Annotated in this window: 17 protein-coding genes; 10 read left to right on the forward strand and 7 right to left on the reverse strand. The window is 67.4% G+C overall.

What is annotated here, in order from left to right; all coding sequences use genetic code 11:
* Positions 1-31: 31 nt before the first annotated feature.
* Positions 32-652 carry a hypothetical protein gene (locus VQ067_RS00875; RefSeq protein ID WP_003101226.1) on the reverse strand — a complete coding sequence of 207 codons (621 nt, stop codon included), beginning with the start codon at positions 650-652 and terminating at the stop codon, positions 32-34.
* Between the two features lie 100 nt (positions 653-752).
* Between VQ067_RS00875 and VQ067_RS00880 the strand changes: the two genes are divergently transcribed.
* Both VQ067_RS00880 and VQ067_RS00885 read left to right on the forward strand, forming a co-directional pair.
* Complete coding sequence (locus VQ067_RS00880) at positions 753-1,253, forward strand: LEA type 2 family protein (protein WP_003101228.1); 501 nt, start codon at positions 753-755, stop codon at positions 1,251-1,253.
* A gap of 71 nt (positions 1,254-1,324) precedes the next feature.
* Positions 1,325-1,666: a zinc ribbon domain-containing protein YjdM gene (locus tag VQ067_RS00885; RefSeq protein WP_003101229.1), complete on the forward strand. Its 342-nt coding sequence runs from the start codon at positions 1,325-1,327 to the stop codon at positions 1,664-1,666.
* Positions 1,667-1,747: 81 nt separating this feature from the next.
* Here VQ067_RS00885 and gabP read toward each other — a convergent pair whose 3' ends face one another.
* The 4 genes from gabP to bauA form a co-directional block, all read right to left on the reverse strand.
* Positions 1,748-3,175: a GABA permease gene (gene gabP / locus VQ067_RS00890; protein ID WP_003083784.1), complete on the reverse strand. Its 1,428-nt coding sequence runs from the start codon at positions 3,173-3,175 to the stop codon at positions 1,748-1,750.
* 168 nt (positions 3,176-3,343) lie between these two features.
* Positions 3,344-4,837, reverse strand: coding sequence for a CoA-acylating methylmalonate-semialdehyde dehydrogenase (locus VQ067_RS00895; protein ID WP_003101230.1), 1,494 nt, complete (start codon positions 4,835-4,837; stop codon positions 3,344-3,346).
* A gap of 83 nt (positions 4,838-4,920) precedes the next feature.
* Positions 4,921-5,208: a beta-alanine degradation protein BauB gene (bauB, locus tag VQ067_RS00900; protein WP_003083790.1), complete on the reverse strand. Its 288-nt coding sequence runs from the start codon at positions 5,206-5,208 to the stop codon at positions 4,921-4,923.
* Complete coding sequence (bauA, locus tag VQ067_RS00905) at positions 5,208-6,554, reverse strand: beta-alanine--pyruvate aminotransferase (RefSeq protein WP_003101231.1); 1,347 nt, start codon at positions 6,552-6,554, stop codon at positions 5,208-5,210. Before bauA ends, bauB begins: the two co-directional genes overlap by 1 nt.
* Before the next feature lie 135 nt (positions 6,555-6,689).
* On the opposite strand from bauA, the gene bauR reads away from it, so the two are divergent.
* Positions 6,690-7,607, forward strand: a complete 918-nt coding sequence (gene bauR / locus VQ067_RS00910; RefSeq protein ID WP_003083805.1) for an HTH-type transcriptional activator BauR — start codon at positions 6,690-6,692, stop codon at positions 7,605-7,607.
* A 112-nt stretch (positions 7,608-7,719) separates the two neighbouring features.
* On the opposite strand, the gene guaD is transcribed toward bauR, so the two are convergent.
* Positions 7,720-9,090 (reverse strand): guanine deaminase, encoded by a 1,371-nt coding sequence (gene guaD / locus VQ067_RS00915; protein WP_074241149.1) that lies wholly within the window; start codon positions 9,088-9,090, stop codon positions 7,720-7,722.
* Positions 9,091-10,200: 1,110 nt separating this feature from the next.
* Here guaD and VQ067_RS00920 point away from each other — a divergent pair.
* The 5 genes from VQ067_RS00920 (at position 10,201) to ahpF (ending at position 16,256) form a co-directional block, all read left to right on the forward strand.
* On the forward strand, positions 10,201-11,772 hold the full coding sequence (locus VQ067_RS00920; RefSeq protein WP_033990892.1) for an ABC transporter ATP-binding protein: 1,572 nt from the start codon (positions 10,201-10,203) through the stop codon (positions 11,770-11,772).
* On the forward strand, positions 11,772-12,869 hold the full coding sequence (locus VQ067_RS00925) for an ABC transporter permease (RefSeq protein ID WP_003083816.1): 1,098 nt from the start codon (positions 11,772-11,774) through the stop codon (positions 12,867-12,869). Before VQ067_RS00920 ends, VQ067_RS00925 begins: the two co-directional genes overlap by 1 nt.
* A gap of 22 nt (positions 12,870-12,891) precedes the next feature.
* On the forward strand, positions 12,892-13,818 hold the full coding sequence (locus tag VQ067_RS00930; protein WP_003083821.1) for an ABC transporter permease: 927 nt from the start codon (positions 12,892-12,894) through the stop codon (positions 13,816-13,818).
* A 164-nt stretch (positions 13,819-13,982) separates the two neighbouring features.
* Positions 13,983-14,546, forward strand: a complete 564-nt coding sequence (ahpC, locus tag VQ067_RS00935) for an alkyl hydroperoxide reductase subunit C (RefSeq protein ID WP_003083828.1) — start codon at positions 13,983-13,985, stop codon at positions 14,544-14,546.
* A gap of 144 nt (positions 14,547-14,690) precedes the next feature.
* Positions 14,691-16,256 carry an alkyl hydroperoxide reductase subunit F gene (gene ahpF / locus VQ067_RS00940; RefSeq protein WP_023092263.1) on the forward strand — a complete coding sequence of 522 codons (1,566 nt, stop codon included), beginning with the start codon at positions 14,691-14,693 and terminating at the stop codon, positions 16,254-16,256.
* A gap of 79 nt (positions 16,257-16,335) precedes the next feature.
* On the opposite strand, the gene ppk2 is transcribed toward ahpF, so the two are convergent.
* On the reverse strand, positions 16,336-17,232 hold the full coding sequence (ppk2, locus tag VQ067_RS00945; RefSeq protein ID WP_003137024.1) for a polyphosphate kinase 2: 897 nt from the start codon (positions 17,230-17,232) through the stop codon (positions 16,336-16,338).
* A 454-nt stretch (positions 17,233-17,686) separates the two neighbouring features.
* Between ppk2 and VQ067_RS00950 the strand changes: the two genes are divergently transcribed.
* Both VQ067_RS00950 and VQ067_RS00955 read left to right on the forward strand, forming a co-directional pair.
* Positions 17,687-19,036: an 8-oxoguanine deaminase gene (locus tag VQ067_RS00950; protein ID WP_034019640.1), complete on the forward strand. Its 1,350-nt coding sequence runs from the start codon at positions 17,687-17,689 to the stop codon at positions 19,034-19,036.
* Positions 19,037-19,142: 106 nt separating this feature from the next.
* Complete coding sequence (locus VQ067_RS00955) at positions 19,143-20,195, forward strand: nucleoside hydrolase (protein ID WP_033991517.1); 1,053 nt, start codon at positions 19,143-19,145, stop codon at positions 20,193-20,195.
* Positions 20,196-20,215 lie beyond the last annotated feature (20 nt).

Genomic DNA, 20,215 nt, shown 5'->3' on the forward strand with positions numbered 1-20,215 from the left:
CGAGCGGGGCGGGCGGAAGGGTGGCGCGGGATTACCAGGCCTGGTTGAAGTGGAAGCCCTGCCTGGGCGAGAAGCGGGTGTTGACGAGCTTGTAGCCTTCCTCGCCGCGTGGCTTGACCAGCGAGACCTGGCCGACCTGCGGTTGGGTGATCTGTTGCAGGGTGGTCAGGCTGGCCTGCTTGAGCACCTCGGGGTTCTTCGCCCAGTCCTTCACTTCGCGTGGCTTGACCTCGACGGTGACCAACCAGCCCTTTTCCACGGCCGGGCCGTAGTCGTCGGGCTTGGCGGGGTCCACCGAACGGACGCTGACGTCGAAGCCGCTGCTGTAGCAGAAGGCCTTCGACTCGGGCTTGTAGTCCTCGCGGCCGGCGGGCGTGAGGTCGTAGGAATCGCCGTCGCGGCGCAGCAGGCCGACGCCGACCAGCGCGTCGTAGACCGCAGCGTTGCCTTTCGCCGGGCCGGGGCCGGAGAAGCTGTCGGAGAGCGTCACCGGGAAGGTCTTGAACAGGGTGGAGCTGGCGCAGGCGGGTTTGTCGAAGCCGCGCTCGGCGAGCAGGCGGGCGATCTCCTCGCTGGACGGAGCGGAGTCCGAGCAGGCGGCGAGGAACAGTGGGAGGGCGGCGACGAGGCCGCGCAGAACGCGTGTAGGCATGGGCATGTCCTTTGTCCATTGGCGCAGCCGGATCGGCTGCGCGGCGAATTCTAGCGGCTGTGGCACCATGGGCGCACATTCGACCCAAGGAGGAGAACCCATGCGCCTGCCTGCGAACCTCGGCCGCCTGCTGCCGGCCCTGTGCCTGGGCGTCCTGTTGAGCGCCTGCAGCACCTTCGGCCAGCGCGATCCGTTGCGTATCGACCTGGTCGGCCTGGAACCCCTGCCGGGGCAAGGCATGGAGATGCGCTTCATGGTCAAGCTGCGGGTACAGAACCCCAACGACGAGCCGATCGAATACAACGGCATCGCCCTCGACCTCGACGTCAACGGCCAGCCCCTGGCCAGCGGCGTCAGCGACCAGACCGGCGAGGTGCCGCGCTTCGGCGAGCGGGTGGTGAGCGTGCCGCTGACCGTCTCCGCCTTTTCCGCCTTCCGCCAGGCCTGGGGCCTGAGCAACAACGCGCCGACCCGGGGCATGCCCTACGTGGTGAAGGGCAAGCTCGCCGGAGGCCTGTTCGGCACCGTGCGCTTCAGCGAAAAGGGCACCCTCGACTTCTCCGGGCCGGCCGTCGGCGCGCCGAAGACCAAGGGGCTCTGAGGCGGTTCGGCAGGGAGCGATAAACCCTATATAATCTGCGGTTTTCGTTCCCCTGCTGAAGAGAGAATGCCGTGAGCACGCTGCCGCCCTGTCCCCAATGCAACTCCGAATACACCTACGAGGATGGTGCGCTGCTGGTCTGCCCGGAGTGCGCCCATGAATGGTCGCCGAACGAGGCCGCTACGGCGTCCGATGATGGCAAGGTGATCAAGGATTCGGTGGGCAACGTTCTCCAGGACGGCGATACCATCACCGTGATCAAGGACCTGAAAGTGAAAGGCTCCTCGCTGGTGGTGAAGGTCGGCACCAAGGTGAAGAACATCCGCCTGGTGGACGGCGACCACGACATCGATTGCAAGATCGACGGCATTGGCGCGATGAAGCTGAAATCGGAATTCGTCAGGAAGGTCTGAGACGACCTTGCCTGAAGAAGCCCGGCCATTGGCCGGGCTTTTCTTTGGAGGGCTGTCTGGGTTCTTCTCCCGGTGGTGGACTCAGACCCGCGCCGTCTTCCCGGCGTAGTCCTCGCCGAGGCGCGGCTTGCGTCGCGCGTTGAGCAGCCCGAGGCAGACGGTGAAGATCGTCAGCAGAGCGGTGGCGAACACCTCGTGACGGTGCTCCGGCATGATCAGCATGATGCTCAGCGCGGCGACGATGAACAGGATCACCGCCCAGGTCAGCCAGGGATATAGCCACATGCGGAACTCGATGGGCTGGCCGCTGGCCTGCAATTGCTTGCGCATGCGCAACTGGGCCACGGCGATCACCAGGTACACCAGTAGCGCCACGGCGCCGGAGCTGGCGAGGAGGAAGGTGAAGACCTTCTCCGGCGCGAAGTAGTTGACGATGGTGGTGAGGAAGCCCACCGCGGTGCTGGCCAGCACCGCCGGGCGTGGTACGTGGGCGGTGTTGGTCAGCTTGAGCACGCTCGGGGCGTCGCCGCGCTTGGCCAGGGAGAAGACCATCCGCGACGAGGTGTAGATCGCCGAGTTCAGGCAGCTGGCCACGGCGACCAGTACCACCAGGTCGACGATCAGCTTGGCGTGCGGGATGTCCAGCAGCTCCAGGGCGCGCTGGTAGGAGCCGACCTGGATCAGCAGCGGGTCGTTCCACGGCACGATCGAGATCACGATGAAGATCGACACCAGGTAGAACAGGCCGATCCGCCAGATCACCGAGTTGGTGGCGCGGGTGATCTGCTTCGCCGGGTCCTTGGACTCGGCGGCGGCGATGGTGACGATCTCGGTGCCCATGAAGCTGAACATGGTCGTCAGCAGGGCGCCGAGCACCGCGCCGTAGCCGTTCGGCACGAAGCCGCCGTGGCTCGCCATCAGGCTGGACAGGCCGCTGACCTCGCGTTCCGGCAGGCCGCCGACGATGGCCACCGCGCCGAGCACGATGAAGGCGATGATGGCGATCACCTTGAGCAGCGCGAACCAGAATTCGAACTCGCCGTAGCGGGCCACGCTGAAGAGGTTGGTGACGGTGAGCAGGAAGGTCACCGCGAGGGCGAAGATCCAGGTGTCGATGGCCGGGAACCAGGCGTTGAGGATGGCCGCGGCGGCGATCGCTTCGAGGGGGATCACCAGCACCCAGAACCACCAGTAGAGCCAGCCGATGGTGAAACCGGCCCAGCGGCCGATGGAGCGATCGGCGTAGGTGGAGAAGGAACCGGTATCGGGGGAGGCGACCGCCATTTCGCCGAGCATGCGCATGACCAGCACCACCAGGGTGCCGGCGATCAGGTAGGCGAGCAGGGCGGCCGGGCCGGCGGCGGCGATGGCATGGCCGGAGCCGACGAACAGGCCGGCGCCGATCACCCCGGCGATCGACAGCATGGTGACGTGGCGTTGTTTCAGGCCGGGCGCGAGCGAGGCGTTGCGCTTGTTCGGCAGTTGTGAAGCCAGTACGACTTTGGACATCGTTGAGACCCTTTAATTGTTCTTGGGCAAGGTCTGGGCCGCCTTGTGGGCGACGCCATGGGTGCGGCCGTGGGTGAGGTTTCACGGCGGTGGAACGTTGCGGACTCCTGATTGCGGAAAAAGAAAAAAGGCATGGTCGTTACCGACCATGCCTGTTGTCGTCAGCCTTCAGAGGCTGGGGAAGGCGAATTGCGAGGCCTCGTGGCTGGCCCGCTGCGGCCAGCGCTGGGTGATGGCCTTGCGCCGGGTGTAGAAGCGCACGCCGTCCGGGCCGTAGGCGTGGAGGTCGCCGAACAGCGAGCGCTTCCAGCCGCCGAAGCTGTGGTAGGCCACCGGCACCGGCAGCGGGACGTTGACGCCGACCATGCCGACCTCGATCTCGTCGCAGAACAGGCGGGCGGCCTCGCCGTCGCGAGTGAAGATGCAGGTGCCGTTGCCGTATTCGTGGTCGTTGATCAACTGCATGGCCTCTTCCAGGCTGTTGACGCGAACCACGCACAGCACCGGGCCGAAGATCTCTTCCTTGTAGATGGTCATTTCCGGGGTCACCCGGTCGAACAGGCTGCCGCCGAGGAAGAAGCCGTTCTCGTGGCCGGCGACCTGGTAGCCGCGGCCGTCCACCACCAGCTCCGCACCCTGGGCCACGCCGCTGTCGATGTAGCCGGTGACCTTGGCCTGCGCGGCGGCAGTGACCAGCGGGCCCATGTCGAGGCCGCAGGAAGTGCCGGCGCCGATCTTCAGCGCCTTGATCTGCGGAACCAGCTTGGCGATCAGCGCGTCGGCCACCTGGTCGCCGACGCATACCGCCACCGAGATCGCCATGCAGCGCTCGCCGCAGGAGCCGTAGGCGGCACCCATCAGCGCGCTGACGGCGTTGTCGAGGTCGGCGTCGGGCATCAGCACCGCATGGTTCTTCGCGCCGCCCAGGGCCTGCACGCGCTTGCCGCGCTTGGTGCCCTCGGCATAGATGTATTCGGCGATGGGGGTCGAGCCGACGAAGCTGATGGCTTTCACTTCCGGCGCCTGGAGCAGGCCGTCCACGGCTTCCTTGTCGCCGTGCACCACGTTCAGCACGCCCTTCGGCAGGCCGGCTTCGTGGAACAGCTCGGCGATCAGCAGGGTGGAGCTGGGGTCGCGCTCGGAGGGCTTGAGGATGAAGGTGTTGCCGCAGGCGATGGCCAGCGGGTACATCCACAGCGGCACCATCGCCGGGAAGTTGAACGGGGTGATCCCGGCGACCACGCCGATCGGCTGGAAGTCGCTCCAGGCGTCGATGTTCGGGCCGACGTTGCGGCTGTACTCGCCCTTGAGGATTTCCGGGGCGGCGCAGGCGTACTCGACGTTCTCGATGCCGCGCTTGAGTTCGCCGGCGGCGTCTTCCAGGGTCTTGCCGTGCTCTTCGCTGATCAGCTTGGAAATCCGCGCCTCGTTCTGCTCCAGCAGTTGCTTGAAGCGGTACAGCACCTGTGCGCGCTTGGCCGGCGGGGTGTTGCGCCAGGCCGGGAAGGCGGCCCTGGCGGCATCGATGGCTTTCTGCAGGGTCTTGCCGTCGGCCAGCGGGACCTTGTGGATGGCTTCGCCGGTGGAGGGGTTGAAGACGTCGGCGCTGCGGCCGTTGTCGGCGACCATTTCGCCGTTGATCAGGTGGTGGAGGGTGCCCATCTTGTCTTGTTCTCTCTTCGCTAGGGGTGACGAAAGGGCCGTGGCCCTTTCCCTTTACCCGCTCCCTGGGGAGCGGGTGCGGATTACTTGATCTCGGTCTCGACGAAGACCACTTCGTGTGCGCTGGCGTTGATCACGTTGTGCTCGACGCCGGCCTTGCGGAAGTAGGCCTGTCCGGCGACCAGCGGCGCGTGGCGGTCGCCCTCGGGGGTTTCCAGCAGCAGCGTGCCGTCGGTCAGCGGTACCACCACATAGTCGTGTCCGTGGCGGTGGCGCCCGGTTTCCGCGCCGGGGGCGAAGCGCCATTCGGTCACGATCACCTCGGCGTTGTCTACCTGCACGGTGGGTACGGCTTGCGGGCGGCCGCTCATCAGGCGATGCCGTTGAGCGCTTCGCCGACCGCGTCGAACAGGCGGTCCAGCTCTTCCGGCCTGGCGTTGAAGGTCGGGCCGAATTGCAGGGTATCGCCGCCGAAGCGCACGTAGAAACCCTGTTGCCAGAGCTTCATGCCGGCCTCGAACGGACGCACGGTCGGATCGCCGTCGCGCGGGGCGATCTGGATCGCGCCGGCCAGGCCGCAGTTGCGGATGTCGATGACGTTCTTCGCGCCTTGCAGGCCGTGCAGGACCTTCTCGAAGTGCGGCGCCAGTTCGGCGGACTGCTGCACCAGGTTGTCCCTGGCCAGGATGTCCAGCGCGGCGAGGCCGGCGGCGCAGGCGACCGGGTGCGCGGAGTAGGTGTAGCCGTGGCTGAACTCCACCGCGTGCTCGGGCAGCGCCTGGTTCATGAAGGTGTCGTAGATCTCGCTGCTGGCGATCACCGCGCCCATCGGCACGGCGCCGTTGGTGACCTGCTTGGCGACGTTCATCAGGTCCGGGGTGACGCCGAAGTACTCGGCGCCGCTGTAGGTGCCCAGGCGGCCGAAGGCGGTGATCACCTCGTCGAAGATCAGCAGGATGTTGTGCTGGTCGCAGATCTCGCGCAGGCGCTGCAGGTAGCCGACCGGCGGCACCAGTACGCCGGCGGAGCCGGACATCGGCTCGACGATCACCGCGGCGATGTTCGAGGCGTCGTGCAGTTCGATCAGCTTGAGCAGTTCGTTGGCCAGCTCGACGCCGCCGGTCTGGGCCATCCCGCGGGTGAACGCCATGCCCGGTTGCAGGGTGTGCGGCAGGTGGTCGACGTCCATCAGCTGGCCGAACATCTTGCGGTTGCCGCCGATCCCGCCGAGGCTGGTGCCGGCGACGTTGACCCCGTGGTAGCCGCGGGCGCGGCCGATCAGCTTGGTCTTCTGCGGCTGGCCTTTCAGGCGCCAGTAGGCGCGGGCCATCTTGATCGAGGTGTCGGCGCACTCGGAGCCGGAACCGGTGAAGAACACGTGGTTCAGTTCGCCTGGCAGCAACCCGGCGATCTTCTCGGCCAACTGGAAGGACAGCGGATGGCCGTACTGGAAGCCCGGCGAGTAGTCGAGGGTGCCGAGCTGGCGAGCCACCGCCTCCTGGATTTCCTTGCGCGAGTGGCCGGCGCCGCAGGTCCACAGGCCGGACAGGCTGTCGTAGACCTTGCGGCCCTTGTCGTCGGTCAGCCAGCTGCCTTCGGCGGCGACGATGATCCGCGGGTCCTTCTGGAAGTTGCGGTTGGCGGAGAAGGGCATCCAGTGGGCGCGCAGGTTGAGTTCGCTGGAAACCGGCGGGGCCACGTTGAGCGGCTGGTTCATCGTTCGATCCTCGGGCTTTCTTGTTGGAAGGTTCCGCGCACGCGGCGGCGGAGCGTTGGGATCAAGCTTGGCCCTGACGAAAGGTTAGATAAAGCTTATTCTTCTCACGTTTAGTTTCGACTGGGTAAAACAATAATGGCCAAATCCCGCAACCCGTCGCTCGGCCAGGTCAGCGATTTCGATATCCGCCTGCTGCGCATCTTCAAGACCATCGTCGAGTGCGGCAGTTTCTCCGCCGCCGAGAGCACTCTCGGCCTCAGCCGCTCGGCGATCAGCCTGCACATGGGCGACCTGGAGAAGCGCCTGGGCATGCGCCTGTGCCAGCGCGGCCGCGCCGGCTTCGCCCTGACCGACGAGGGCCGCGAGGTCTATCGCGCGACCCAGACCCTGCTGGCGGCGCTGGAGGGGTTCCGCGCCGAGGTCAACGACCTGCACCAGCACCTGCGCGGCGAACTCAACATCGGCATCATCAACAACCTGGTGACCCTACCTCAGATGCGCATCACCCACGCCCTCAGCGCGCTCAAGGGGCAGGGACCGCAGGTGCGGATCAACATCGGCATGACCACCCCCAACGAGATCGAACTGGGCGTGCTCGACGGTCACCTGCATGTCGGCGTGGTGCCGTTGATCAGTCCGCTGTCGGGGCTCGAGTACCTGCCGCTGTATGACGAGCACGCGCAGCTCTATTGCAGCCGCGGCCACGCACTGTTCGAACGCGCCGACGGTGATATCGCGGTGGACGAGGTGCTCGCCGCGGACGCCGTGGCGCCCAGCTACCGCCTGCCCGCCGAAGCCCAGGCGCGCCACCAGGAGCTGAACAACAGCGCCAGCGCTTCGGACCGCGAGGGCATGGCGTTCCTGATCCTGACCGGCAACTTCATCGGCTACCTGCCGTCGCACTACGCCGCCGACTGGGTCGCCGCCGGGATGCTGCGGCCGCTGCTGCCGGAACGTTTCCACTACGCCATCGCGCTGACCATCGTGACCCGCAAGGGACGCCGGCCGAACCTGGTGCTGGAACGCTTCCTGGAGGCGGTGGCGGTGTCGTGAGGGCGCGGATGGAGTGACGCGAGCTTCGGCTGCCCGCCGAACGGCGCCTTTTCTCTACGGCGCGAGGAGGTGGCATGCAGCGACGGGCCGAGCCAACGCGGGAAAGAGGCTCTCACCCCTTCGCATGGCGCCGCTCCCCCATCACCCAGGTCTCCGCCACCGCGCGGTCGTCGCCCAGGGTGTTCAGCACGAACAGGGTATCGGCCAGGCCGCGCGCATGCTCCATGCGCTGGGCGATCATCGGCGTGGCGGCCAGGTCGAGGGCGACGAAGTCGGCCTCGCGGCCGGGCAGGAAGTTACCGACCAGGCCGTCCAGGTCGAGCGCCCTGGCGCCGCCGAGGGTGGCCAGGTAGAGCGCCTGGAACGGATCGAGGCTGGTGCCGCGCAATTGCTGGATCTTGTAGGCGTCGGCGAGGTTGGCCAGCAGCGACAGGCTGGTGCCGCCGCCGACGTCGCTGCCGATGCCGACGCGGATGCCGTATTGCTGGGCGCGGCCAAGGTCGAACAGGCCGGAGCCGATGAACAGGTTGGAACTGGGACAGTGCGCCAGCGCCGCGTTCTTGTGCGCCAGGCAGCGGCATTCGCGTTCGGAGAGATGGATGCCATGGGCGAACACGCTGCGTTCGCCGACCAGGCCGGCGCGATGATAGACGTCCAGGTAGTCCTGCGCCTGGGGAAACAGCTCGCCGACCCAGGCGACTTCCTTGAGGTTCTCCGAAAGATGGGTGTGCAGGTAGACGCCGGGATACTCGTCCAGCAGGCGCGCCGCCGCGGCCAGTTGCTCGGGCGAGGAGGTCGGCGCGAAGCGCGGGGTGACCGCGTATTGCAGGCGCCCGTTGCCGTGCCAGCGCTCGATCAGCGCGCGGCTCTCGGCGTAGCCACTGGCCGCGGTATCGCACAGCGCCGGCGGCGCGTTGCGGTCCATCAGCACCTTGCCGGCGATCATCCGCAGGCGGCGCTTCTGCGCGGCCTGGAAGAATGCCTCGGCGGATACCGCATGGACCGTGCCGAACACCAGCGCGGTAGTGGTGCCGTGGCGCAGCAGTTCGTCGAGGAACAGCTCGGCTTGGGCGGCGGCGTAGCCGGCATCGGCAAAGCGCTGCTCGGCGGGAAAGGTGTGGGTTTCCAGCCAGTCCAGCAGTTGGGTGCCGTAGGAGGCGATCACTCCGAGTTGCGGGTAATGCACATGGCAATCGACGAAGCCGGGCAGCAGCAGGCGCTGCGGATGCTCCTCCAGCGGCAGGTTGGCGGGCAGTTGTGGCAGCAGGTAGGCTGCGTGATCGAGCGCGCGCACGTGGCCGTGTTCGATCCACAGCAGGCCGTCCTCGAAATACTCCCAGGCCTTGTCGCCGAGCTTCGCCGGGTCGCCGAGGAAATGCAGGATCCGCCCGCGATGGGCCGAACTGCTCATCGCGCTCCCGCCGTGGTCGGAGCGCAGGACAAGTGGGGGGACGAAGTTGCCAGCAGGTACTGCATCGTTCATCTCCTCTGCTGCCGGAACGGCGCTTTCGCCTCTTTAGTCCGGGAAATCGACGGAAATATCCCGTCTTTGGCGCGTGATCTCGCTTCCGCCATTATGCACTGTGCGCATGCTGTGGATAAGTCTGTGTGTAGCGCGTGTGCGGAAAGATTGCACGAGCCATTGCGGGATGTGCCCATCTGGCTTCCGGCAGGCGATCCGCGGAAAGCGTTCCGGCACCTTGAATCCGCCTTGCGAAATGCCCGGTCGGCAACTGGCGCTTCTGTGGGTTTGTCTGTGGAAAAGCTGTTCGCATTCCCCGTTGAAAAAATGCCTTCGGCGGTCGGGGGAAAGGCATTGGACGGAGCCGCAGGATTTCTCCCGGTTGGCGAAAGAGCCAGGGAAAAGGTGCTGTGGAATGCGCCACGACGGTGCATCGCGAAACTGTGGACAGCGGATCCACCCATAGCGCCGCCGAGCATGCTTCCGTCGATCGCCGCGGACTTTCCTGGAAAGCCGGAAAACCCAGTATCCATGGGCATCATGGCGTCTAAAGGGGAAGTCCTGGAGACATTTTCACGGGCATTCCCGTTCCGCGGGTTTCCTGTGGAAAAGCTGTTGGCAAACTATGCCGGAAGCGGGCCGCCGGGGCTGCCCCAGGGATTCGGCCGAGCCATGGCTTGGCCGGGAGAGGTCGTTCTGCCGGGTTACTCCGAACGGCTGTCGATATCTTGTGGATAAAGCTGTTGGCAAAGTGTTGGAAAAAATGCCTTGCCAGGTCGTGCTCATGACCTGCCGGGTTGGCTGTTTTCTGTCCAGCGCCGATGTTGCGAAAATTGCCGGGACGGTCGGCGCGGGAGGCTTCCCAAGGTCCCGGATGGGCTCCCGACACGCTGTGGATAACTCTGTGAGCAAGGTGGTGATGACTGTTTTGCGACAAATGCTCACGCGGGTGCGCCGCAGGGTTGCCCGCAAATGTGCCGCGGCGTCCCAGGCGTGCCCCGGCTTGGTGCCGCTCGGCGCGGCAGCCTGGCCCGTGGCTCCCGGCGCAAGCCGCGTTCCAGGGCTTTCCTGACCTCCTGGCCAGGTATTTGCACCGGCCGCGGCATCGTCGAGCAACCGACCGGGTCCGCCATGTCCGCACCTTCCTCCTTCGCGCCGCCGCGCCTCGAACTGCGCGGGATCAGCAAGCGCTATCCGGGTTGCCTGGCCAACGACCGCATCGACCTGTGCATCGACGCCGGCGAGATCCACGCCCTGCTCGGTGAGAACGGCGCCGGCAAGAGCACGCTGATGAAGATCATCTACGGCGTGACCCGTCCCGATGCCGGCGAGATCCGCTGGCAGGGCGAGCCGGTGCAGGTGCGCGACCCGGCTCGCGCCCGGGCGCTGGGGATCGGCATGGTGTTCCAGCATTTCTCCCTGTTCGAGACGCTCAGCGTGGCGGAGAACATCGCGCTCGCCCTCGGCGCCGAGGCGGGCAGCCCGCGCCGGTTGGAGGCGCGTATTCGCGAGGTGTCGCAGCGCTACGGCATGCCGCTGGAGCCTCGCCGGCTGGTCCATGGGCTGTCCATCGGCGAGCGCCAGCGGGTGGAAATCGTGCGCTGCCTGATGCAGGACATCCGCCTGCTGATCCTCGACGAGCCGACCTCGGTGCTGACCCCGCGCGAGGCCGAGGATCTCTTCGTCACCCTGCGCCGTCTTGCGGAGGAGGGTTGCAGTGTCCTCTTCATCAGCCACAAGCTGGCCGAGGTCCGTGCGCTCTGCCAGCGCGCCACGGTGCTGCGCGGCGGACGGGTGGCCGGACAGTGCGTGCCGGCGCAATGTTCCGATCTCGAGCTGGCGCGGCTGATGGTGGGCGACGCCGAGGGCCTGGCGGCGGAGTATCCGAAGGTCACCGGCGGCGCGCCTTTCCTCCAGGTGCGCGACCTGCACTGGCGCAACCCGGACCCCTTCGGCGTGTCCTTCGCCGGCCTCGACCTGGAGGTGCGCAGCGGCGAGATCCTCGGTATCGCCGGGGTCGCCGGCAACGGCCAGGACGAGTTGCTTGCCCTGCTCAGCGGCGAAGTGCGCCTGCCGCGCGCCCAGGCCGAGCGCATCCGCCTCGGCGGCTGCGCCGGCGCGCACCTGGCGCCGGATGCGCGGCGCCGCGCCGGCCAGGCCTTCGTGCCCGCCGAGCGGCTGGGGCACGGCGCGGTGCCGGAGATGAGCCTGGCGGACAATGCGCTGCTCACCGCCTTCCAGCAGGGCCTGGTGAGGCGCGGGTTGGTCCGGCGGCGCAAGGTGCTGGCGCTGGCCGAGGAGATCATCCGCCGTTTCGCCGTGAAGGCCCCGGGTGCCGGGGCGCCGGCACGCAGCCTTTCCGGCGGCAACCTGCAGAAGTTCATCCTCGGCCGCGAGATCCTCCAGGCCCCGCGCCTGCTGGTGGCGGCGCATCCCACCTGGGGCGTGGACGTCGGCGCGGCGGCGCTGATCCACCGCGCGCTGATCGCCTTGCGCGATGCCGGTACGGCGATCCTGATGGTCTCCGAGGACCTCGACGAGCTGTTCCTGCTCAGCGACCGCATCGCCGCGCTGTGTTCGGGTCGGCTGTGCCCGGCGATCGCCACCGCGAGCGCTTCGCCGCAGCAGGTCGGCGGCTGGATGGCCGGTCAATTCGAGGCGCCGGCGGCGGTCGCCGGCGCCGTTGCCCAAGGGAGCCTGTGATGCTGTTGTCCCTGGAACCGCGCGGCCGGCAGTCGCGCTGGATGCTGCTGGCCTCTCCGCTGCTGGCGGGGTTGCTGACCCTGGTCTGCGGCGCGCTGCTGTTCGCCTGTCTCGGCCACGATCCCTGGCAGACCCTGCATACCGTGCTGGTACAGCCGGTCAGCGACCTCTATGGGCTCGGCGAGCTGCTGGTCAAGGCCATGCCGATCCTGCTCTGTGCCCTCGGCCTGGCACTGGCCTACCAGGCGCGCGTGTGGAACATCGGCGCGGAGGGCCAGTTGCTGGTCGGCGCCCTGGCCGGCAGCGCGGTGGCGATCCAGTTGCTCGACTGGCAGAGCCGCTGGGCGCTGGCCTGGGTGCTGCTCGCCGGCACCGCTGCCGGGGCGCTCTGGGCCGGGTTCGCCGCCTGGCTGCGAACGCGCTTCAACGCCAACGAGATCCTGACCACCATCATGCTCAACTACATCGCGCTGAACCTGCTGCTGTACGGCGTGCACGGGCCGTTGAAGGACCCGGATGGCTTCAACTTCCCGCAGTCGGCGCTGTTCGGCGAGGCCAGCCGCCTGCCGGCGCTGTTCGAGGACAGCCGGGTGCACCTTGGCGCATTGTTCGGCCTGCTGGCGCTGGCGGCGGTCTGGGTGCTGGCGCAGCGCAGCTTCCTCGGTTTCCAGGTCCGCGTGCTCGGCCTCGACCGCCGCGCCGCCGGTTTCGTCGGTTTCCGCGAGAAGCGCCTGGTCTGGTTCGTGCTGCTGTTCTCCGGCGCGCTGGCAGGCCTGGCCGGCGTCTGCGAGGTCGCCGGGCCGATCGGCCAACTGGTGCCGCAGGTCTCGCCGGGCTACGGCTATGCGGCGATCACCGTGGCCTTTCTCGGCCGTCTCAATCCGTTCGGCATCCTCTGCGCCAGCCTGCTGATGGCGTTGCTCTACCTCGGCGGCGAGGCCGCGCAGATGAGCCTCAACCTGCCGTTGGCGCTGACCGGGCTGTTCCAGGGGATGATGCTGTTCTTCCTCCTCGCCTGTGACGTGCTGATCCTCTACCGCCCACGTTTGCACGGACGCTGGCGCAAGCGCCCGGCGCTGCGCGACGCCCTGGCCTGAGCCGAACCGCCGAGGAACCACGATGGATATCGATCTGCTCGACAACCTGCTGTTCGCCATGGTCCGCACCGGTACTCCGCTGCTGCTGGTGGCGCTGGGCGAACTGGTCTGCGAGAGAAGCGGGGTGCTCAACCTGGGCCAGGAGGGGATGATGCTGTTCGGCGCGGTGATCGGCTTCATGGTCGCCTTCTCCAGCGGCAGCCTGTGGCTCGGCGTGCTCCTCGCGGTGCTCGCCGGCATGCTGCTGGCGGCGCTGTTCGCCGGGGTCGCCCTGTACCTGAACGCCAACCAGGTGGCCTGCGGCCTGGCGCTGACCATCTTCGGCGTCGGCCTGTCGTCGTTCGTCGGCGCCGCCTGGGTCGGCAAGCCGCTGCAAGGGTTCGCCCCGCTGGCGCTGCCGGTGCTGGGCGAGTTGCCGCTGCTCGGGCGCATGCTGTTCGCCCAGGACGCGCTGGTCTACCTGAGCCTGGCGCTGTTCGCCGCGGTCGCCTGGATGCTCCTGCGCAGCCGCGCCGGGCTGGTTCTCCAGGCGGTCGGCGAGAACCCCGACGCGGCCAGCGCGATGGGCCTGCCGGTGCTGCGCGTGCGCACCCTGGCGGTGCTCTTCGGCGGCGCCATGGCCGGCCTGGCCGGTGCCTACCTGTCGCTGGCCTACACGCCGATGTGGGCGGAGAACATGACCGCCGGACGCGGCTGGATCGCCCTGGCGCTGGTGGTCTTCGCCAGTTGGCGGGTGTTCCGCGTGCTGCTCGGTGCCTGGTTGTTCGGCCTGGCCAGCATCCTGCACCTGGTGGCCCAGGGGATCGGGCTGTCGATTCCGGCCAACCTGCTGGCGATGCTGCCCTATGCGGCGACCATCCTGGTGCTGGTCCTGCTCTCCCGCGATGCCCTGCGCACCCGGCTGTATGCCCCGGTTTCCCTGGGCCAGCCGTGGAAGGCCGGGCACTGACGAGGGCAGGTTCTTCGATTAGTTGTTTTAACTATTTATATATTCTTCGATAGAATTAGATAATTTCACTGATGGCCTAAATCAATGGGGCATTTTTGCCGAACCCCGTTAAGATTCTCCCAGTCGATTTGAAACACCCCATTCAACTGAGAGAGGAACGACTGATGTCCCTGATCAACACTCAAGTCCAACCGTTCAAGGTCAACGCTTTCCACAACGGCAAGTTCATCGAGGTGACCGAGGAATCCCTGAAGGGCAAGTGGTCGGTCCTGATCTTCATGCCGGCTGCCTTCACCTTCAACTGCCCGACCGAGATCGAAGACGCCGCCAACAACTACGGCGAGTTCCAGAAAGCCGGTGCCGAGGTCTACATCGTGACCACCGACACCCACTTCTCGCACAAGGTCTGGCACGAAACCTCCCCGGCCGTCGGCAAGGCCCAGTTCCCGCTGATCGGCGACCCGACCCACCAGCTGACCAACGCCTTCGGCGTGCACATCCCGGAAGAAGGCCTGGCCCTGCGCGGTACCTTCGTGATCAACCCGGAAGGCGTGATCAAGACCGTCGAGATCCACTCCAACGAGATCGCTCGTGACGTCGGCGAGACCGTACGCAAGCTGAAGGCCGCCCAGTACACCGCCGCTCACCCGGGCGAAGTCTGCCCGGCCAAGTGGAAGGAAGGCGAGAAGACCCTCGCTCCGTCCCTGGACCTGGTCGGCAAGATCTAAGACCGCGCCGGCGGCATTCGCCGCCAGCCTCTCCGGCGGACGATCCCTCGCGGATCGTCCACCCTTCACCCAGCCAACGCGCCGTGCAGGGCGGATGTCCCATCCGCCGGGGATACGTTTGCCCGAATTTCGAGGAGCTGAACCATGTTGGACGCCAATCTTAAAACCCAGTTGAAGGCCTACCTGGAAAAGGTCAGCCAGCCGTTCGAGATCGTCGCGTCCCTCGATGACAGCGACAAATCCCGCGAGCTGCTGGGCCTGCTGCAAGACATCGTCGGCCTGACCGACAAGATCACCCTGAAGACCGACGGCAGCGATGCGCGCAAACCGTCGTTCTCGCTGAACCGCCCCGGTGCGGACATCGGCCTGCGCTTCGCCGGTATCCCCATGGGCCACGAATTCACCTCGCTGGTGCTGGCCCTGCTGCAGGTAGGCGGCCACCCCTCCAAGCTCGACGCGGACGTGATCGAGCAGGTCAAGGGCATCGAGGGCACCTTCGAGTTCGAAACCTACTTCTCGCTGTCCTGCCAGAACTGCCCGGACGTGGTCCAGGCGCTGAACCTGATGGCCGTGCTCAACCCGAACATCCGTCACGTCGCCATCGACGGCGCGCTGTTCCAGGATGAGGTCGAGACGCGCCAGATCATGTCGGTGCCGAGCATCTACCTCAACGGCGAAGTCTTCGGCCAGGGCCGCATGGGCGTGGAAGAGATCCTCGCCAAGATCGACACCGGCGCCGCCGCCCGCGACGCCGAGAAGCTGACCGCCCGCGACGCCTTCGACGTACTGGTGGTCGGCGGTGGTCCGGCCGGCGCCGCGGCGGCGATCTACGCCGCGCGCAAGGGCATTCGCACCGGCGTCGCCGCCGAGCGCTTCGGCGGCCAGGTGCTGGACACCATGGCCATCGAGAACTTCATCTCGGTGCAGGAGACCGAAGGGCCGAAGCTGGCGCGGGCGCTGGAAGAGCACGTGCGTCACTACGAGGTCGACATCATGAACCTGCAGCGCGCCAGCAAGCTGGTTCCGGCGAAGAACACCGGCGAGTTGCACGAGGTGCAGTTCGAGAGCGGCGGCAGCCTCAAGGCCAAGACCCTGATCCTCGCCACCGGCGCTCGCTGGCGCGAAATGGGCGTGCCCGGCGAGCAGGAATACAAGGCCAAGGGCGTGTGCTTCTGCCCGCACTGCGACGGCCCGCTGTTCAAGGGCAAGCGCGTGGCGGTGATCGGCGGCGGCAACTCTGGCGTCGAGGCGGCCATCGACCTGGCCGGCATCGTCGCCCATGTGACCCTGCTGGAATTCGACAGCAAGTTGCGCGCCGATGCCGTGCTGCAACGCAAGCTCTACAGCCTGCCGAACGTCGAGGTGATCACCAGTGCCCTGACCAGCGAAGTGAAGGGCGACGGCCAGAAGGTCACCGGCCTGGTGTACAAGGACCGCAACTCCGAGGAGTTCAAGTCGATCGAGCTGGAAGGCATCTTCGTGCAGATCGGCCTGCTGCCCAACACCGAGTGGCTCAAGGGCAGCGTCGAGCTGTCGCCGCGTGGCGAGATCATCGTCGACGCCCGTGGCGAGACCTCGCTGCCCGGCATCTTCGCCGCCGGCGACGTGACCACGGTGCCGTACAAGCAGATCGTGATCGCCGTGGGCGAGGGCGCCAAGGCTTCGCTGAGCGCCTTCGACCACCTGATCCGGACCTCCGCGCCGGAGTGACCCGGCCAGCGACCGTCGAACCAGGGACGCCCGGAGCGCGAAAGCGCCCCGGGCGTTTTCGTTGGCGCGACCGCCCGCCTCAGGCCGGGATATCCAGGTTCGCGTGGCCCGGCGCGGCGGCCGCCTCGGCGTAGACCTTCTCGTCCTCCTCGATCACCCGCGAGGCCGGCCCCACCAGCAACGGGTCGGGCTCATGGGCGATGCGCCGGTCCTTGTCCGGGTAGTCCAGCGCGTGCAGGAAGTGGCGGATGCAGTTGAGTCGCGCGCGCTTCTTGTCGTCGGACTTGATGACCGTCCACGGCGCGTCGGCGGTGTCGGTATGGAAGAACATCGCCTGCTTGGCGGCGGTGTAGTCGTCCCACTTGTCCAGAGACTTGATGTCGATGGGCGACAGCTTCCAGTGCTTGAGCGGATCGTCGCGGCGCGAGATGAAGCGCCGCAGTTGCTCCTCGCGGCTCACCGAGAACCAGTACTTGAACAGCAGGATGCCGCTGTTGCTCAGCATGCGCTCCAGCTCGGGGGCCTGGCGCATGAACTCCAGGTATTGCAGTGGCGAACAGAAGCCCATGACCCGCTCGACGCCGGCGCGGTTGTACCAGGAGCGGTCGAAGAAGACCATCTCGCCGGCGGTGGGCAGGTGCTGGATGTAGCGCTGGAAATACCACTGGCCCTGCTCCTGGGAGGAGGGTTTCTCCAGGGCTACGATCCGCGCGCCGCGCGGGTTCAGGTGCTCCATGAAGCGCTTGATGGTACCGCCCTTGCCGGCGGCGTCGCGGCCTTCGAACAGGACCACCACGCGCTGGCCGGTCTCCTTCACCCAGCTCTGCACCTTGAGCAGTTCGATCTGCAGGTCGTGCTTGGCTTTCTCGTACTCGTTACGGCGCATCCGCGTGTGATAGGGATAGTTCGCCGGCAGGCTCGCCGAGGTGCTGTCCTCGCTGCTGCCGTGGGGCGCGCTGGCGACCTGCAGGGCCACGGGCTTCTGGCTGATCGCCTGGATCTCCTCGCGGGCCTTCTGCGCCGGGCTGGCCACCCGCGGGCGGCGGGTCGCCGGCTTGCGTGGGGCGCGGCGGGCGGCTGGCCGGGCCGGCTTGGCCGGCTGCGCGGCGGGTTGCTCGGGGGAGGGGGGAGTGACAGTGGGTTCTTCGCTCATGCGGGGCTCCTTCCGTTCTACGTTTTCAGCTATGCAGTCCCCCACTCTATGCCCCTGCCGGAGGTGGTCCGTTGACCCCCATCAAACCGCGCCCGGCTGCCGCCGGGAGGAAAGCCTTACACCTCTCCGACAATCCCTTGTAGGATATCGCCACGCGCGCGGCGTCCCGTCGCCCCGCGGACCTGGATCAGCAGACAGGGTGAACACTGAGCTGGCTCTCATCAACCGAGGGCCGGCAGCGTTCGCGCCGGCCCGCCGATCCGACGAAGGTCCGCACATGTCCCGCACCTGGATTCGCAACCCCCTCGCCATCTTCACCGCCAACGGTCTCGACGCCGCCGGCGGCCTGGTCGTCGAAGACGGCCGTATCGTCGAGCTGCTCGGCGCCGGCCAGCAGCCCGCGCAGCCCTGCGCCAGCCAGTTCGACGCCAGCCGGCACGTGGTCTTGCCGGGACTCATCAACACCCATCACCACTTCTACCAGACCCTTACCCGCGCCTGGGCGCCGGTGGTCAACCAGCCGCTGTTCCCCTGGCTGAAGACCCTCTATCCGGTCTGGGCGCGGCTGACCCCGGAGAAGCTCGAACTGGCCACCAAGGTGGCGCTGGCCGAGCTGCTGCTGTCCGGCTGCACCACTGCCGCCGACCACCACTACCTGTTCCCCGGCGGCCTCGAACAGGCCATCGACGTGCAGGCCGGGGTGGTCGAGGAACTGGGCATGCGCGCCATGCTCACCCGCGGCTCGATGAGCCTCGGCGAGAAGGACGGCGGCTTGCCGCCGCAGCAGACGGTGCAGGAAGCCGAGACCATCCTCGCCGACAGCGAGCGACTGATCGCTCGCTACCACCAGCGCGGCGAAGGCGCCCGGGTGCAGATCGCCCTGGCGCCCTGCTCGCCGTTCTCGGTGACTCCGGAGATCATGCGCGCCAGCGCCGAACTGGCGGCGCTCCACGACGTACGCCTGCACACCCACCTGGCGGAGACCCTCGACGAGGAAGACTTCTGCCTGCAGCGCTTCGGCCTGCGCACCGTGGACTACCTGGACAGCGTCGGCTGGCTCGGCCCGCGCACCTGGCTGGCCCACGGCATCCACTTCAACGCCGAGGAGATCCGTCGTCTCGGCGAGGCCGGCACCGGTATCTGCCACTGCCCGAGTTCGAACATGCGCCTGGCCTCGGGCATCTGCCCGACCGTGGAGCTGGAGGCGGCCGGCGCGCCGATCGGCCTGGGGGTCGATGGCTCGGCTTCCAACGACGCCTCGAACATGATCCTCGAGGCGCGCCAGGCCCTGTACCTGCAACGCCTGCGCTACGGCGCCGAGCGGATCACCCCGGAACTCGCCCTGGGCTGGGCCACCCGTGGCTCGGCACGCCTGCTCGGACGCAGCGACATCGGCGAGCTGGCCCCCGGCAAGCAGGCCGACCTGGCCTTGTTCAAGCTCGACGAGCTGCGCTTCTCGGGGAGCCACGACCCGCTCTCGGCGCTGCTGCTGTGCGCTGCCGACCGTGCCGACCGGGTAATGGTCGGCGGCGCCTGGCGAGTGGTCGACGGTGCCGTGGAAGGGCTCGACCTGGCCGCCCTGATCGCCCGCCACCGCGAGGCGGCGAGCGCCCTGATCGCCGGGTGAGGCGGGCGCCGACGGAGGAGGCGCCAGGCTTCCTCTGTCGGTTCGCATAGGTCGGCGCCTGGCCTGCAACCGGCTAGACTTCGGCATCCCCCACCAGGAGCCGACCATGTCCCGCGCCGCCCGCCCCCGCAATCGCTTTTGCAGCCTTCTGCTAGGACTCTCCCTGCTGATGCCCGCCAGCCTTCCTCTGTCCGCTGCCGAAACGGCGGCGGTGCAATCGCCGCGGACCCTGATCATCGACACCGACCCGGGCGCCGACGACGTGATCGCCCTGCTGTTCGCCATGGCCTCGCCGAAGGAGCTGAAGATCCAGGCGCTGACCACCGTCGCCGGCAACGTGCCGCTGGAAAAGACCGCGCGCAACGCCCGGCTGGCCCGCGAGTGGGGCAAGCGCCCGGATATCCCGGTCTACGCCGGCGCCCCGCGGCCGCTGCTGCGCACGCCGATCTACGCCGCCGACGTACACGGCAGCGAAGGCATCACCGGCGTCGAGGTGCATGAGCCGAAGCAGCCGCTGGCCGAAGGCAACGCGGTGGACTACCTGATCCGTACCCTGCGCGCGGCGCCGGAGAAGAGCGTGACCCTGGCCATGCTCGGCCCGGAGACCAACCTCGCGCTGGCCCTGACCCAGGCCCCGGACATCGTCAAGGGCATCCGCGAGATCGTGATCATGGGCGGCGCCCACTTCAACGGCGGCAACATCACCCCGGCCGCCGAATTCAATATCTTCGCCGACCCCCACGCGGCGGAAATCGTGCTCAAGAGCGGGGCGCCGATCACCATGCTGCCGCTCGACGTGACCCACAAGATCCTCACCAGCCCCGAGCGCATCGCCAAGCTGCGCAACCTCGGCAACCGAGCCGGCAAGACCGTCGCCGACATCCTCGACGCCTACGTCCAGTACGACATCAAGTACTACGGCCTGAAGGGCGGCCCGGTGCACGACGCCACGGTGGTCGCCTACCTGCTCAAGCCCTCGCTGTTCAAGGGCAAGCGGATCAACGTGCAGGTCGACAGCCACGAGGGCATCACCTTCGGCCAGACCGTGGCCGACTGGTACGGCGGCCTCAAGCAGCCGGCCAACGTCGAGTGGATCAACGAGGGCGATGCCCAGGGGTTCTTCGACCTGCTCACCGAGCGTATCGCCCGCCTGCCCTGAGCGGGCTTCCCGCGGCGCCC

This window comes from Pseudomonas sp. KBN12P06040 (assembly GCF_037574965.1).
In the GTDB taxonomy this organism is placed as follows: domain Bacteria; phylum Pseudomonadota; class Gammaproteobacteria; order Pseudomonadales; family Pseudomonadaceae; genus Pseudomonas; species Pseudomonas aeruginosa.